Annotated in this window: 13 protein-coding genes; 10 read left to right on the top strand and 3 right to left on the bottom strand. The window is 70.9% G+C overall.

Going from position 1 to position 14,959, the window contains the following annotated elements:
• The first annotated feature begins 1,012 nt into the window (after positions 1–1,012).
• The 10 genes from C4K88_RS17725 (at position 1,013) to C4K88_RS06415 (ending at position 11,303) form a co-directional block, all read left to right on the top strand.
• Entirely contained in the window at positions 1,013–2,638 is a 1,626-nt protein-coding gene (locus C4K88_RS17725) for a hypothetical protein (protein ID WP_241521737.1), read from the top strand.
• Positions 2,631–3,620 carry an HAD-IIA family hydrolase gene (locus C4K88_RS06455; protein ID WP_104120779.1) on the top strand — a complete coding sequence of 330 codons (990 nt, stop codon included), beginning with the start codon at positions 2,631–2,633 and terminating at the stop codon, positions 3,618–3,620. The genes C4K88_RS17725 and C4K88_RS06455 overlap by 8 nt, the downstream gene beginning before the upstream one ends.
• A 71-nt stretch (positions 3,621–3,691) precedes the next feature.
• Entirely contained in the window at positions 3,692–3,904 is a 213-nt protein-coding gene (locus C4K88_RS06450) for a hypothetical protein (protein WP_104120778.1), read from the top strand.
• Entirely contained in the window at positions 3,891–4,739 is an 849-nt protein-coding gene (locus tag C4K88_RS06445) for a TlyA family RNA methyltransferase (protein WP_104120777.1), read from the top strand. Before C4K88_RS06450 ends, C4K88_RS06445 begins: the two co-directional genes overlap by 14 nt.
• Positions 4,732–5,658 (top strand): NAD kinase, encoded by a 927-nt coding sequence (locus C4K88_RS06440; protein WP_104120776.1) that lies wholly within the window; start codon positions 4,732–4,734, stop codon positions 5,656–5,658. Before C4K88_RS06445 ends, C4K88_RS06440 begins: the two co-directional genes overlap by 8 nt.
• Positions 5,655–7,382: a DNA repair protein RecN gene (gene recN, locus C4K88_RS06435; RefSeq protein ID WP_104120775.1), complete on the top strand. Its 1,728-nt coding sequence runs from the start codon at positions 5,655–5,657 to the stop codon at positions 7,380–7,382. The genes C4K88_RS06440 and recN overlap by 4 nt, the downstream gene beginning before the upstream one ends.
• The gene (gene pyrG / locus C4K88_RS06430) at positions 7,379–9,079 is read left to right on the top strand and encodes a CTP synthase (RefSeq protein ID WP_104120774.1); all 1,701 of its coding nucleotides are present in this window, start codon (positions 7,379–7,381) and stop codon (positions 9,077–9,079) included. Before recN ends, pyrG begins: the two co-directional genes overlap by 4 nt.
• Before the next feature lies 1 nt (position 9,080).
• Positions 9,081–9,767: an NUDIX domain-containing protein gene (locus tag C4K88_RS06425; RefSeq protein ID WP_104120773.1), complete on the top strand. Its 687-nt coding sequence runs from the start codon at positions 9,081–9,083 to the stop codon at positions 9,765–9,767.
• Positions 9,768–9,772: 5 nt separating this feature from the next.
• Positions 9,773–10,735 carry a site-specific tyrosine recombinase XerD gene (xerD, locus tag C4K88_RS06420; RefSeq protein ID WP_104120772.1) on the top strand — a complete coding sequence of 321 codons (963 nt, stop codon included), beginning with the start codon at positions 9,773–9,775 and terminating at the stop codon, positions 10,733–10,735.
• 4 nt (positions 10,736–10,739) lie between these two features.
• The gene (locus C4K88_RS06415) at positions 10,740–11,303 is read left to right on the top strand and encodes an 8-oxo-dGTP diphosphatase (RefSeq protein ID WP_167398980.1); all 564 of its coding nucleotides are present in this window, start codon (positions 10,740–10,742) and stop codon (positions 11,301–11,303) included.
• Positions 11,304–11,327: 24 nt separating this feature from the next.
• Here C4K88_RS06415 and C4K88_RS06410 read toward each other — a convergent pair whose 3' ends face one another.
• The 3 genes from C4K88_RS06410 to C4K88_RS06400 are packed head-to-tail and all read right to left on the bottom strand — an operon-like array spanning position 11,328 to position 14,953.
• Complete coding sequence (locus C4K88_RS06410; RefSeq protein WP_104120770.1) at positions 11,328–12,470, bottom strand: bifunctional 2-methylcitrate synthase/citrate synthase; 1,143 nt, start codon at positions 12,468–12,470, stop codon at positions 11,328–11,330.
• On the bottom strand, positions 12,467–13,423 hold the full coding sequence (gene prpB, locus C4K88_RS06405; RefSeq protein WP_104120769.1) for a methylisocitrate lyase: 957 nt from the start codon (positions 13,421–13,423) through the stop codon (positions 12,467–12,469). The genes C4K88_RS06410 and prpB overlap by 4 nt, the downstream gene beginning before the upstream one ends.
• A 9-nt stretch (positions 13,424–13,432) precedes the next feature.
• Positions 13,433–14,953 (bottom strand): MmgE/PrpD family protein, encoded by a 1,521-nt coding sequence (locus C4K88_RS06400; RefSeq protein WP_104120768.1) that lies wholly within the window; start codon positions 14,951–14,953, stop codon positions 13,433–13,435.
• Between the last annotated feature and the right edge of the window lie 6 nt (positions 14,954–14,959).

The following is a 14,959-nucleotide window of genomic DNA, read 5'->3' as shown; positions in this document are numbered from 1 at the left end:
CCGGAAGCTAAGACCCACAGCGCCGATGGTACTGCACCCGAGAGAGTGTGGGAGAGTAGGACACCGCCGGACAACCACTTCCAGGGAAGGCCCCGACACCACGTCGGGGCCTTCCCCCCTTTAACCACATATCCGCCTCCAAGACGATTAGGAGGCGTGGCGCGGGGTTCTGGCCGTCGCGGTGCGCCGGCCGGTACACGAAGCAGAGGCGTGCATCACAAGGGGCTGATTGCAGCATCCTGATGAAGTAGGGCCCGCCGCTTCGTGGTTCCATAGATGAGTAGTACGTCGCAGACGAGTAGTACCCACAGAACAATAGAGACCCGCCGGCAGAGATGTCGGAACCTGATGAGAGGACCGCGCTGCCATGGCTGAGCAGGAGCACACTGCCGGACGAGACGGAGACCCCCGCCAGTCGGATGGAACGCCGGACGGCAGTCAGGAAGAATCGGGTCAGCCCGAACGCCGCCACTCCTGGGGCTCCAAGTCGGCCGGTCGGAGCACTCCTTCATCGGCTCCCCGTGACGGAGATGAGGTCCGTTCCCGGGATGCTGCCCGCAACCCCGACGAGGACCGCTCGCGTACGCGCGGGGGTTCACGGGAAGCAGGAAGTGCAGGGCGTCCCCCCGGTGATCGGTCGGCCCGGAAGGGACCGTCGGATAGCCGTGGACGGTCGTCGTCGGGTTCCGCATCGGACCGTCAGCCACGGTCGTCCGATCGGGGACAGGCGCCGACGCGACGCTCCGATGAGGGACGCGATCGCCCATGGCAGGCGCGTTCTTCATCCGGAGACGGAAAGTCCGGCGGACAACGGCGTTCACCCGAGCGCGGTAACAGCCACCGACGGCCATCGGACCGTCAGGAAAAAGGCGCCGGTCCCGAGCGCCGGGGCAGCGACCGACACTCGGGCTACGGATCGGAAGAATCGGCTGCGCCGCGCCCTCATAATGCGCGTGATCTTCGGAGTGCCAACCGACCGGATAGGGAGCGCTCCCCGGAGATCGACGAGGACGTGAAGGGCGACGAACTCGACCGGGTGACGCGGGCGCAGATCCGCAACCTCGAGGAGCGAAGCGCCCTGTGGGTTGCCAAGCACCTGGTGATGGCGGGTCGTCTGCTCGACCTCGACCCGGAACTCGCCTTCCAGCATGCCCTCGCGGCCAGCCGCCGCGGCGGACGACTGGCGGCTGTCCGTGAAGCGGTCGGTCTGACGGCGTACGGCGCAGGACACTACGGTGAAGCGTTGCGTGAATTCCGGACTTTCCGCAGGATCAGTGGGTCCAACGTCCACCTTCCCGTCATGGCCGATTGTGAGCGCGGTCTCGGGCGTCCGGACAGGGCACTCGACCTCGCCCGCAGCGAGGAAGCCGAATCGCTGGACCCCGCCGGCAAGGCAGAACTCGCCATGGTCGTATCCGGTGCGCGCTCGGATCTGGGCCAGCTCGACGCCGCAGTCGCCGCATTGGAGATCCCTCAGCTCGATCTGCACCGGGCGTTCTCCTTCAGCCCCCGCTTGTTCCGTGCGTATGCGGCGGCGCTCGACGCGGTCGGTCGAACGGGTGAATCCGAGAAGTGGCGGCGCCAGGCGCGGGTCGCGGAGAAGGCTCTCGGTCTGGACGATGAGCTCGAGCCCGACATCGTCGACCTAGGCGAGGACGACGAGCCCGCTCCCGGCCCGGTGCCGAAGGTGTCCGACGTCCTCGGTACGCCGGCCGCAGCACCCGCCTCTGCGGATGCTGATGAGCCTGATACCGACGGGACCGCAGCTGAGCATCGCACCGGTAGCGAGCAGCTTGCCGCCAGTGCGTCGAACGACGCGGTGGCAGTCGCGCCTGAGGACGACGTCGAGGACGGGCAGGAAGACCCGAGCGAGCCGGAGGCCTCTCCGGCGCGAGCCGAGGAACCGGCAGATGCTTCGCCGGAGGTCGGCGTCCAGACTGTCGTTGCACTGACGGACGACGGGCTCGAAGTGCCGATCGTGGAGGACGAGCCCGTCGTGGAGGTTGCCCCGATCGTGGAGGATGCACCGGCAGGGGACACCGCCGGGGCAGCCAAGAGCGAGCGTGCAGGCATCGGACCGGTGCCTGCCGACGCCATCCGGGCCGGTGAGTCTGCGGCCTCGGTGCAGCCGCTTCAGGCCGAAATGCTGTTCAGCATGGATGATGCCGGGGCCGGGGATTCCGCGCCGTCGGCCGTCGGAGATGCTGACAGTGCCGGCGGTGCTGATGACGTCGAGAGCCCTGAGGACACGGATACCCCCCAGAAGGCCAAGTCCGTCAAGAAGGCCAAGAAGGCCAAGGAGTCCAAGGCCGCCAAGGGCGGAAAGGACGCGAAGAGCGCCAAGAACGCGGACGGTACGGAGGAGTCCAAGGCGGCCAAGAGCTCGAAGGGTGTGAAGGAGTCCAAGGCAGCCAAGGGTTCCGAGGGCACAAAAGAGCTCAAAGCCGCCAAGGGTGGAAAGGAGTCCAAGGAGTCCAAGGAGTCCAAGGGCATCGAAGACGCCGAGTCGATCAAGCACACCAAGGACACCAGCGCGATGACTGCCCCGTCGTCCCTGGTCGAGTTCTCCGCCGCGACCGACCAGTCGCCGTCGGAGTCGCTGTCGGAGTCGTCGTCGAGGGACGCCGTCGATGACTGACCGGTTGATCGACGCCTACGACGGAGTGCTCGCGGACCTCGACGGCGTCGTGTACGCCGGCCCGCACGCCATACCGGGCGCCACGGCGGCCCTGGAACGGCTCGCCGGTGAGGGCAAGAGCCTCGCCTACGTCACGAACAACGCATCGCGGTCCTCCGAGCAGGTGGCCGCACACCTGCGGGAGCTCGGCGCGCCGGCCCGCGCCGATCAGGTCTTCGGGTCCGCTCTGGCGGGCGCCGAACTGCTGGCCGGCTTGGTGCCCGACGGCTCGTCGGTGCTGGTGGTCGGCAGTGAGGCCCTCGCGGAATGCGTGCGGGAGCAGGGGCTCGTCGTCGTCGGATCGGCGAAGGACGAGCCGGCCGCCGTCATCCAGGGCTTCTCGCCCACCCTCGGCTGGAAGGACCTCGCGGAGGCGGCATACGCCGTCGCCGGGGGTGCCGTGTGGGTAGCGACGAACACCGACCTGTCCATCCCGCAGGAGCGCGGGATCGCCCCGGGTAATGGAACCCTCGTCGCTGCGGTCACCTCAGCGACGGGGAAGTCGCCGGCGGTGGCCGGGAAGCCGGAGGCGGCCCTCTTCCTGACGGCGGCACGCCACTCGGGCGTCGAACGCGCCCTCGTGGTGGGGGACCGCCTCGACACGGACATCCTGGGCGGCAACCGGGCGGGCCTGGCGACGGCCCTCGTCCTCACCGGGGTGGACTCCGGGAGGACCGCCCTGGGCGCGCGCGCCGAGGAGCGCCCCGACTACCTCCTCGCCTCCCTCTCCGAGCTGTACGAGGAGTATCCCGCGGTCACCGTCGACGGCGCCGCCGCCACCTGCAACATGTCGACGGCCCGCGCCTCGGAGTCCGAGGTGGTCGTCTCCGGCCGCGAGGACGACGTCGACAGCTGGCGTGCCGCCTGTGCCGCCTGGTGGGCCGTCCACCCGGATACGGCGACGGCGGCCGCGCCTGCCGTGCGCTTCGAGGCCGCTGGCTAGGCTGGACGCAGGACGGACCGTGCGCGCAGCGCAGCACCCGGGGTAACGGGCAGACACCAGGGAGGAATCGAATGGACGAGGCGCAGGACGCCGTGCCGGCACGCGGCATTCCGTCACCGACGGACGACCCGCGCGTCGACAGGATCCTCGGGCTCCTCGACGGGCTCGAGGACCTCCCGGTCGCGGAGCACGCCGACGTGTACCTCGACGTCCACGACCGCCTGGCCGGGGAGCTGGACCCGGACCGGGCGCTCCGTCAGGCGGGGGCCCATGGCGCGCCTTGACCAGGAACTCGTGGCCCGGGGACTCGCACGCTCCCGCTCGCACGCAGCCCAGTTGATCGGTGCCGGCAGGGTGCTCCGCGACGGCGTCGTGGCACGAAAGCCCTCTGTCCCCGTCCTACCGGACGACGTCCTCGCCGTCGAGGGGCAGGGCGAGGACTACGTGAGCCGTGCCGGCACCAAGCTCGACGGCGCCCTGCGCGCCTTCCCCGGCGTCGACCCGGCCGGTCTCCGCTGCCTCGACGCCGGGGCCTCCACCGGAGGTTTCACGGACGTCCTGCTCCGGCGCGGTGCGCGCGAGGTCGCGGCGGTCGACGTCGGACACGGCCAGCTCGTGCAGCAGCTGCGCGACGATCCCCGGGTGCACGTGTTCGAGGGCATGAACGTCCGTCACCTCGCCCCCGAGGACATCGGCGGACCGGTCGGGCTGACCGTCGCGGACCTCTCCTTCATCTCCCTCCGGCTGGTGATGCCGGCCCTGGCGGGCGCCACGCTCCCCGGCGGCGACCTCCTCCTGATGGTGAAGCCCCAGTTCGAGGTGGGGCGCAGCGGTCTCAACCGCCTCGGCGTGGTCACGTCTCCGGACGCCCGCCGCCGCGCGGTCGCCGGCGTGCTGCGCAGCGCCCTCGGGTGCGGGCTGGACATCGCCGGTGTCGCGCAGAGCGAATTGCCCGGACAGGATGGCAACCTGGAGTACTTCGTGTGGATAAAGATGCCGAGCCGGGCGATGGTGCCTAGGATCGAGGGGGAGCTCGACCGGTTGACGGACCAGGCGCTCGAGAGGGCAGCACTCTTCCCGCCGCCCCGACCGACCAATCAGACGGAGCTTGATGACTAGACGAATTCTGGTGCTCGCGCACACCGGCCGCAGGAACGCGATGATCGCGGCGCAGGAAGCATGCACGGGCCTCCACGACCTCGGGCTCCAGCCCGTCATGCGCTCCGAGGAACTCGCAGACCTCCGGGTCGAGTACGGGGCCTCCGCCGCGCCCGCCGAGGAGCTGGGCGACGGCGTCGACTTCGGCGACGTCGAACTCGTCATGGTCCTCGGCGGCGACGGCACCATCCTGCGCGCCGCGGAGCTCGTGCGGGAGGCGGAGATCCCCCTGCTCGGCGTGAACCTGGGGCACGTGGGCTTCCTCGCGGAGAGCGAGCGGGCGGACCTCGCCGAGACGGTGCGCTGGGTCGCGGACCGCAACTACACCGTCGAGGAGCGGACCACCATCGACGTGCTCGTCTGGCAGGGCGACACCCTGCTCGGGCGCAGCTGGGCACTGAACGAGGCCGCCATCGAGAAGGCGAGCCGCGAACGCATGATCGAGGTGGTCATGGAGGTCGACGGCCGCCCGGTCAGCTCCTTCGGGTGCGACGGCGTGGTCCTCGCCACCCCTACCGGATCGACCGCGTACGCCTTCTCCGCCGGCGGGCCCATCGTCTGGCCGGAGGTCGAAGCGCTGCTCATGGTGCCGATCAGCGCCCACGCCCTGTTCGCGAAGCCGCTCGTCGTCGCGCCCACCTCCGTGCTCGCCGTCGAACTGCTGACCCGCACCGACGCCGCGGGCGTCCTCTGGTGCGACGGGCGGCGCCACCTCGACCTGCCGCCCGGTGCCCGCGTCGAGGTGCGGCGCTCCGACAACCCGGTGCGTCTCGCCCGCACCCGGCGGACGCCGTTCTCCGAACGCCTCGTCCGCAAGTTCGAACTGCCCACCCAGGGGTGGCGGGGCCCCGTGCAGCACCAGGACGGACACACACCATGATCGAGGAGATGCGCATCCGCGACCTCGGCGTCATCACCGACGCCACCCTCCGCCTCGGGCCCGGCCTGACAGTCGTCACGGGTGAGACCGGCGCGGGCAAGACGATGGTCATCACGGCCCTCGGTCTGCTCCGCGGTGCCCGGTCCGACGCCGGTGCCGTCCGGCTCGGTGCGGGCTCCGCGTCCGCCGAGGCGGTGCTGCGCCTCGAACCGACGAGCCCCGCCGTCCTGCGGGCCGCGGAGGCCGGCGCCGCCCTGGAGGAGTACGACGGCGTCGCCGAACTGATCCTCGCCCGCACCGTGACCAGCGAGGGCCGCAGCCGGGCCTACGTGGGCGGCCGCGCGGCGCCCGTCGGGGTCCTCGCCGAGCTGGGCGATGAGCTCGTCGTCGTGCACGGGCAGTCGGACCAGCTGCGGCTGAAGGGCGCCGCCGCCCAGCGCCAGGCACTCGACAAGTTCGGTGGCAAGCCCGTCGAGGAAGCCCTCCGCGCCTACGGGGAGGCCTTCCGGCAGTGGCGCGACGCCCTCGCCGAACGGGACCGGCTGCGGAGCGAAGCGCGGGAGCGCCTGCGGGAGGCCGAGGGTCTCGAGGCGGCGCTGACGGAGATCGGCGACCTCGACCCGCAGCCGGGGGAGGACGCCGCACTGAAGGCCGAGTCGATGCGGCTCGGCAACCTCGAGGAGCTCCGCACCGCAGCCCTGGTGGCCCACCAGGCCCTCGTGTCCGAGGACATCGGGGCCAGCGCGGACGCGGTCTCGCTGGTCGACGAGGCGAAACGCCAGCTCGAGGCCGTCGCCGAGCACGACGCCGACCTGGGCCGGCTCGCCGAGCGGCTCGCGGAGGTGGGCTACCTCCTGGCGGACATCTCCGCGGAGCTGGCCGGCTACGGGACGGCGCTCGACAGCGAGGGTGCGGGCCGGCTCGAGGAGGTCGAGTCGCGGCGTGCCGCCCTCTCCGTCCTCGTCCGGAAGTACGCCCCCACCATCGACGAGGTCCTGGCGTGGCAGGAGGACGCCGTCAAGCGGCTGCTCGAACTCAGCGGTGACTCCTCTCGCGTGGAGGAGCTCGACGACGTCATCACCGACCTGGACCGGCAGGTCCACGACCTCGCGGACACGCTGTCCGCCCTGCGCCGCGCAGCGGCCGGTACCCTTGCCCGGAAGGTGAGCGACGAGCTGACCGCGCTGGCCATGCCGGACGCCGACCTGCTCATCGAGGTCACACCGGGAGAGGCGCTGACCGCCCACGGCGCGGACGACATCGCCTTCAACCTGCAGCCGCATCCCGGCTCCGCCCCGCGCGCCCTGGGCAAGGGGGCCTCCGGCGGAGAGCTCTCCCGCGTCATGCTCGCCATCGAGGTGGTCCTCGCCGCCGTCGACCCGGTGCCCACCTTCGTGTTCGACGAAGTGGACGCGGGCGTCGGCGGGAAGGCCGCCGTGGAGATCGGACGCCGCCTGGCCATGCTGGCCGAGCACGTCCAGGTCATCGTGGTCACCCACCTGCCGCAGGTCGCCGCGTTCGCGGCTCGGCACATCCGCGTCACGAAGAACGTCTCCCGCGACGGGGAGGGCGGGGGAGTGACGGCCAGCGACGTCGAGGTCCTGTCCGAGGACGAGCGCGTCCGTGAGCTCGCGAGGATGCTCGCTGGCCAGGAGGACTCGGCGTCGGCCCGTGCCCACGCCGAGGAACTGCTCGCCGATGCTGCCCGGACCGCCGCTCGGTGATAGTCTCGAATTCCGTGGCGCAGCAACTAAACTCCCGGTTCCTTAAATCCGCAACGACCAAGCACATCTTCGTGACTGGCGGCGTGGCCTCCTCACTCGGCAAGGGACTGACGGCCTCCAGCCTGGGTCACCTCCTGAGGGCGCGCGGCCTCTCCGTGACGATGCAGAAGCTTGATCCCTACCTCAACGTCGATCCCGGCACGATGAACCCGTTCCAGCACGGTGAAGTCTTCGTGACGGACGACGGTGCAGAGACCGACCTCGACATCGGGCACTACGAGCGGTTCCTCGACGAGAACCTCGACGGGTCGGCGAACGTGACGACCGGCCAGGTGTACTCGACGGTCATCGCGAAGGAACGCCGCGGCGAGTACCTCGGCGACACCGTGCAGGTCATCCCGCACATCACGGACGAGATCAAGCGCCGCATGCGCCTGCCCGCGGAGCAGACCCCGGGCAAGAAGGCCCCGGACGTCATCATCACCGAGATCGGCGGGACCGTCGGCGACATCGAGTCGCAGCCATTCCTCGAATCGGCCCGCCAGGTCCGCCAGGACATCGGCCGGAACAACGTCTTCTTCCTGCACGTCTCCCTCGTCCCGTACATCGGGCCCTCGCAGGAACTCAAGACCAAGCCCACCCAGCACTCCGTGGCGATGCTGCGCTCCATCGGTATCCAGCCCGACGCCATCGTGATCCGCTCGGACCGCGAGGTGCCGATGGCGATGCGCGAGAAGATCGGCCGGATGTGCGACGTCGACATCGACGCCGTCGTCAATGCGGCTGACGCGCCGAGCATCTACGACATCCCCAAGACGCTCCACGCCCAGGGCCTCGACGCGTACATCGTCCAGGCGCTCGACCTGAGGTTCAAGGACGTCAACTGGACGCGGTGGAACAAGCTCCTCGACGTCGTCCACAACCCGAAGCACCACGTGGAGGTAGCGCTCGTCGGCAAGTACATCGACCTGCCCGACGCCTACCTCTCCGTCACCGAGGCGCTGCGCGCCGGCGGGTTCGCGAACAAGGCGAAGGTCACCATCAAGTGGGTGCCCTCGGACGAGTGCCAGACCCCTGAGGGTGCGCGGCAGGCCCTCGACGGCGTCGACGCCATCTGCATCCCGGGCGGCTTCGGCATCCGCGGGCTGGAGGGCAAGCTGGGTGCGCTGACCTACGCCCGGGAGAACAGGATCCCGACCCTCGGCCTCTGCCTCGGCCTGCAGTGCATGGTCATCGAATACGCGCGGAACGTCGTGGGCCTCGAGGGTGCGTCGTCGAGCGAGTTCGAGCCGGACACCGAGTACCCGGTCATCGCGACCATGGCCGAGCAGCTGCACATCGTCAGCGGCGACGGCGACATGGGCGGCACCATGCGCCTCGGCCGCTGGGAGGCCAAGCTCCAGGAGGGCTCCGTGGTCGCCGGGACCTACGGCAAGACGACGGTCTTCGAACGCCACAGGCACCGCTACGAGGTGAACAACGAGTACCGCGAGCAGATCGCCGACGCCGGCCTCGTGTTCTCCGGTACGACGACGGACGGCAAGCTGGTCGAGTTCGCCGAGCTGCCGAAGGACGTCCACCCGTACTACGTCGCGACGCAGGCCCACCCCGAACTGGGCTCGCGTCCCACCCGCCCGCACCCGCTGTTCGCCGGCCTCGTCAAGGCGGCCCTCGAGCGCCGCGGCGCGAAGGTCTGACGTGCAGCCCACGGGGACCGGCGACGCCGGCTTCGGCGACGAGCAGAGCCCACGCCGGCTCCTCGGGACCACCACGGTCTACGAGGGGCGGGTGTGGGATGTCGTCAGCGAGCGGTTCACGCTGACCGAGGACGGCGAGGCCATCACCCGGGACTTCATCCGGCACCCGGGGGCGGTCGCCGTCCTCGTGCTCGATGACGACGGCCGCGTCCTCCTGCTGCGCCAGTACCGGCACCCGGTCCGCATGGCGCTGTGGGAGATCCCCGCCGGTCTCCTCGACGAGGAGGGCGAGGACTTCGTCGACGCCGCGGCCCGCGAGCTCGCGGAGGAAGCCGACCTCACCGCAGCGCGCTGGGACGTCCTCGTGGACCTCTTCCTCTCGCCGGGATCCTCCTCGGAGGCGCTGCGCGTGTACCTGGCCCGTGACATCGGGGACGTGCCCGCGGCGGACCGGCACACGCGGACCCACGAGGAAGCCGAGATCGAGCTGAAGTGGGTGGACCTCGACGCCGCCGTGGAGGCAGTCCTCGACGGGCGCATCCACAGCCCGTCCGCGGCCGCCGCGATCCTCGCAGCGCGGGTGGCCCGCGAGACCGGCTTCGCCGGCCTCCGTCCCGCGTCCACCCCGTGGCCCGAGCACCCCAGCCAGCACTCCGCCTGGCCGCGCGGTGCGGTGCTCGGGGACTGACGATCATGCCGGGGACGGCACCCGCGGGCGAGGACGGACCGTTGACCGTCCTGGTCCGCGACTACCTGCAGCACATGTCCGTGGAGCGGGGCCTGGCGGCCAACACGCTCGCGGCCTACCGGCGCGACCTACGGCGGTACGAGGCGTTCCTCGGGTCCCGGGGCGTGGACGACGCCGCGCGGATCACCCGCCATGACGTCTCCGCCTTCGCGCAGGCCGTCGTGTCCGGGGAGGACGGGCAGTCACCCCTGAGCCCGAGGTCCGCCGCACGGACCGTCGTCGCGGTGCGGGGCCTGCACCGGTTCTGGGCCCTGGAGGGCATCACCGAGGGGGACCCGGCCCGCGACGTGCACCCGCCCCTGGCCGGGCGTCGCCTGCCGAAAGCCATCCCCGTACCCGAGGTGGTGCGGATCCTCGAGGCCGTCGACACCGGATCACCGTCGGGCCGACGGGACCGCGCCCTGCTCGAGTTCCTGTACTCGACCGGGGCCAGGATCAGCGAGGCCGTGGGGCTGGACGTCGACGACGTCTCCGTGCACGACGCCTCGGACGGGCCCGCCGTCGTCCGGCTCACCGGCAAGGGGTCCAAGGAGCGCCTCGTCCCCGTCGGGTCCTACGCCGCGCGCGCCGTCGACGCGTACCTCGTGCAGGGCCGGCCGGGCCTGGCCGCGAAGGGCTCGGGCAGCCCCGCCCTGTTCCTCAACATGCGCGGAGGGCGCCTCAGCCGCCAGAGCGCCTGGACCATCCTCAAGACCGCGGCCGACCGCGCCGGGGTCACGCGTGAGGTCTCCCCGCACACCCTCCGGCACTCCTTCGCCACCCACCTGCTCGAGGGCGGGGCGGACGTCCGTGTGGTGCAGGAACTCCTCGGCCACGCCTCGGTCACCACCACGCAGGTCTACACGCTCGTCACCGCCGACACGCTGCGGGAGGTGTATGCGGCCGCGCACCCGCGGGCCCTTGCCTGAGGCGGTGGCGTCGGGGCAGGAGGCAGACCCGGCCCCCGCCGGCGAGTGGGTGAGCATCGACGGCGTCGAGTACCGGCGGGTGGTCCTGTGCTTCCTCTTCCGGGGCGGCGACGACAGCGGGGCCGCCGACCGGATCCACGGCGACCGGCAGGTGCTGCTCGGCCTCAAGCGCACCGGGTTCGGCACCGGACGGGTGGTGGCCCTCGGCGGGAAGATCGACGGCGCGGAGACGGACCTGGACGCAGCGGTGCGCGAGGTCGCCGAGGAGAGCGGCATCGGCCTCGTGCCCGCGGAGGTGCGCGCTGCCGGCTCGATCACGTGGCAGTTCCCGGCCCGGCCCGCCTGGAACATGGCGGCATCCCTGTTCACGGCCGAGGCCGGGAACGCCACGGCCGTCGCCTGCGAGGAGATCGAACCGCGCTGGTACGGCGTGGACGCCATCCCCTGGCAGGACATGTGGCAGGACGCGCCGCACTGGGTGCCGGGGCTCCTCGCGGGCCGGCCGGTCCACGCCACGGTCGTGATGTCCGACGACAACGAGAGCGTGACCGGCGTCGTCGTCGACTGATTCCGACGGCGCCGGGCCCCGGTCTCAGCCCTCGACGTGCCGCTCGTCGGGCCCGTTGTAGACGCTCAGCGGGCGGATGAGCGAGTTGGCGGCCGTCTGCTCCATGATGTGCGCGGTCCAGCCGGTGATGCGCGCGGCGATGAACAGCGGGGTGAACATCTCCGTGTCGAAGCCCATGAGGTGGTAGGTGGGCCCGGCCGGGTAGTCGAGGTTTGGCTTGATGCCCTTGGCCTCGTCCATCGCCGTCTCGAGGCCCGTGTACAGTCCCAGGATCTCGCTGCGGCCGTAGTAGGCGATCATGGCGTCGAGCGCGGACTTCATGGTGGGGACACGGGAGTCACCGTTCTTGTACACGCGGTGGCCGAAGCCCATGACCTTCTTCTTCGAGGCCAGGGCCTCCTCCATCCAGGCCTTCGCGCGGGCGGCCGCCTCCTCGGCGGACTCGTCCTCGCGGATGCCGATCTCCTCGAAGGTGTGCATGACGGCCTCGTTCGCCCCGCCGTGCAGGGGCCCCTTGAGGGCGCCGATCGCGCCGGTCACGGCGGAGTGCAGGTCCGAGAGGGTGGAGGTGATGACCCGCGCCGTGAACGTCGACGCGTTGAAGGAGTGCTCCGCGTACAGGACCATCGAGACGTCGAACGCGTGCACCACCTCGGCGGGCGCCTCCTCGCCGAAGGTCATCCATAGGAAGTTCGCGGAGTAGCCGAGGTCGTCGCGGGGCTCCACGCGGGCCTGCCCGCGGCGGCGGCGCTGGTCGTAGGCGACCACGGCGGGGAACACCGCGAAGAGGGTGGCGGCCTTCTCCATGTTCGCCTCGACCGAGCTGTCGTGTGCCAGCGGGTGGCAGGCGCCCAGCACGGAGACGGCCGTCCGTGCCACGTCCATGGGGTGGGCCGTCAGGGGCAGCAGGTCGATCGCCGCGACCACCTGCTCCGGGAGGGCCCGGTGCGCGCGCTCGAAGGCGTCGAACCGCGTCCGCTCCTCGGGGGTCGGCAGCTCGCCGTTCCACAGCAGATAGGCGACGTCCTCGACGTCGCGGTGTCCGGCGAGTTCCTGCACCGGGTAGCCCCGGTACAGGAGCGAATTGGTGTCCGGATTGACCTTCGAGACCGCGGTGGTGTCCACCACGACTCCCGCGAGCCCCTTGTGGATCTGTGGTTCTGTCACGCGTCGTCCTCCTGTGCAGTCGATCGTGCGGACCCGGTGGCGCCCGACGGGCGGCCACCGGGAATCTCGAAATTGAACACGGAGGAGTCGAAGCGGTTGTAGCCCTCGTAGTCCACCAGCTCGTAGAGCCGGCTCCGCGTCTGCATGTGTTCCACGGCCGACTCCTGCGTCCCCTGCGTCCTGATCGAGTCCAGCGTACGCTCGGCGGCGCCCATCGCACTGCGCAGCAGCGTGACGGGGTAGATCACCATGGTCACACCGACCTCCTGCAGCTGCTCGACGGTGAAGAGCTCGCTCTTGCCGAACTCGGTCATGTTGGCGAGGATCGGCACGTCCACGGCGTCGCGGATGGCGCGGAATTCCTCGAGGCTCCTCATGGCCTCGGGGAAGATGGCGTCCGCGCCCGCCTCGACGAGGGCCCGCGACCGCTCGCAGGCGGCCTCCAGGGTGTCCGTGCCGCGGATGTCGGTGCGCGCCATGATGAGGAAGTTCGGGTCCCGGCGGGCGTCGGCGGCGGCCCGGATCCGCTGCACGGCCGTGTCGAGGTCGACGACGTTCTTCCCGTCCAGGTGCCCGCAGCGCTTGGGGTTGAACTGGTCCTCGATGTGGCAGCCCGCGAGCCCTGCGTTCTCGAGTTCCTGGACGCTGCGGGCCACATTCATCGGCTCGCCGAAGCCTGTGTCGGCGTCGACGATGCACGGCAGGTCGGTCATGCGCGCGATCTGCCCGGCGCGGTGTGCGACCTCCGTCAGCGTCGTGAGGCCGATGTCCGGCAGGCCGAGATCGGCGGCGATGACCGCCCCGGAGATGTACACGCCGTCGAAGCCCTTGTCCTCGATGAGGCGGGCCGAGAGCGGGTTGAAGGCACCCGGGAACTGCTGGATACGCCCGGACGCGAGCCCGTCCCGGAACGCCCGGCGCTTCTGCTCGGGAGGAATACTCGAATACAGCACGGCCGCGTCCTAGAGGAGTCCCTGCGGCGCGGACGCCGCATCGATGACGCCCGGGCGGGCGAGGATGTTGAGCTGCCCCAACGAGCCGGCCGGCAGGTCCGGCAACTGCTCCACGGCGGCGAGGAAGCGGTCCAGTTCGGCGTCGTCGACGGTGCCCGCGGCGAGCATGCGCAGCTTGGCGACGTAGTCGGCACGCGCGAACGGCCGGGCGCCGAGGGGGTGGGCGTCCGCCACGGCGATCTCGTCGATGATGACCGTCCCGTCCGTGAGCGTGATCTCCACGCGCCCGCCGAAGGCCTTCTCCGCGATGTCCAGGGAGTGGTAGCGGCGCGTCCACTCGGGATCCTCGAGCGTCGTGACCTTCTGCCACAGCGCGACGGTGTCGGCGCGTGCGGCCCGTTCGGGGGCGTAGGAGTCCTCGTGGTGCCAGCGTCCGTCCTGCAGGGCGACGGTGAAGATGTACGGGATCGAGTGGTCGAGCGTCTCCCGGGAGGCCGTGGGATCGTACTTCTGCGGGTCGTTGGCTCCGGAGCCGATCACGTAGTGGGTGTGGTGGGAGGTGTGGATGACGACGGAGACGACGTTCTCCGGGTCCGTGGCCTCGGGGTGCGAGCCGTGGAGGCGGCGGGCGAGGTCGATCCACGCCTGGGCCTGGTACTCGGCGGAGTGCTCCTTCGTGTAGGTGTCGAGGATGGCGCGCTTCGGCTCGTCCGGTGCGGGCAGGGGCACCTCGTAGGCGGCCTGCGGCCCGTCCAGCAGCCAGGCGATCACGCCGTCCTCGCCCTCGTAGATGGGGGTGGGGGAGGTCTGGCCGCGCATGGCGCGATCGACGGCCTCGACCGCCATCTTCCCGGCGAACGCCGGGGCGTGGGCCTTCCAGGTGGAGATCTCGCCCTTGCGGGACTGGCGCGTCGCCGTCGTGGTGTGCAGTGCCTGCCCGACGGCGTGGAAGATGACGCCGGAGTCGAGGCCGAGCAGCGTGCCGATGCCCGCCGCGGCGGACGGGCCGAGGTGCGCCACGTGGTCGATCTTGTGCTCGTGCAGGCAGATGGCCTTGACGAGGTCCACCTGGATCTCGTAGCCCGTGGCGATCGCCCGGACCAGGTCCCGGCCCGAGGCTCCGGTGTGCTGCGCCGCGGCGAGGATGGGCGGGATGTTGTCGCCCGGGTGCGAGTAGTCCGCGGCGAGGAACGTGTCGTGGTAGTCGAGTTCGCGCACTGCCACGCCGTTGGCCCAGGCGGCCCACTCGGCGGACACGGGGGAGTCGACACCGAAGACGGCGGCGCCCGCGCCGTGCGCGGAGACCGGGTGGCTCAGCGCCTGCGCGCGGGCGGCGACGACGGGCGCGCGGTTCAGCGACGCGATGGCGACGGAGGCGTTGTCGATGATCCGGTTGATCACCATGTCGGTGACCTCGGGCGTGACCTCGACCGGATCGGTGGCGACCTCGGCGATCTTCCAGGCGAGCTGGCCCTCCCGGGGGAGGTTCTCCTCGCTGCGGTGGACGCGGACGGGGTGGAGTTCGACCATGGTGTT

Source organism: Arthrobacter pityocampae (assembly GCF_002927275.1).
Taxonomy (GTDB): Bacteria; Actinomycetota; Actinomycetes; order Actinomycetales; family Micrococcaceae; genus Arthrobacter_D; species Arthrobacter_D pityocampae.
The sequence above is the reverse complement of the archived record's forward strand: the minus strand, read 5'-3'. Positions and strand labels throughout refer to the sequence as shown.

Excerpts from the sequence above, each read along its gene's own strand:
- recN (WP_104120775.1), top strand. The coding sequence starts at position 5,655 with ATGATCGAGGAGATGCGCATCCGCGACCTCGGCGTCATCACCGACGCC.
- C4K88_RS06440 (WP_104120776.1), top strand. The coding sequence starts at position 4,732 with ATGACTAGACGAATTCTGGTGCTCGCGCACACCGGCCGCAGGAACGCG.
- xerD (WP_104120772.1), top strand. The coding sequence starts at position 9,773 with ATGCCGGGGACGGCACCCGCGGGCGAGGACGGACCGTTGACCGTCCTG.
- C4K88_RS06400 (WP_104120768.1), bottom strand. The coding sequence starts at position 14,953 with ATGGTCGAACTCCACCCCGTCCGCGTCCACCGCAGCGAGGAGAACCTC.
- C4K88_RS06450 (WP_104120778.1), top strand. The coding sequence starts at position 3,692 with ATGGACGAGGCGCAGGACGCCGTGCCGGCACGCGGCATTCCGTCACCG.
- C4K88_RS06445 (WP_104120777.1), top strand. The coding sequence starts at position 3,891 with ATGGCGCGCCTTGACCAGGAACTCGTGGCCCGGGGACTCGCACGCTCC.
- C4K88_RS06455 (WP_104120779.1), top strand. The coding sequence starts at position 2,631 with ATGACTGACCGGTTGATCGACGCCTACGACGGAGTGCTCGCGGACCTC.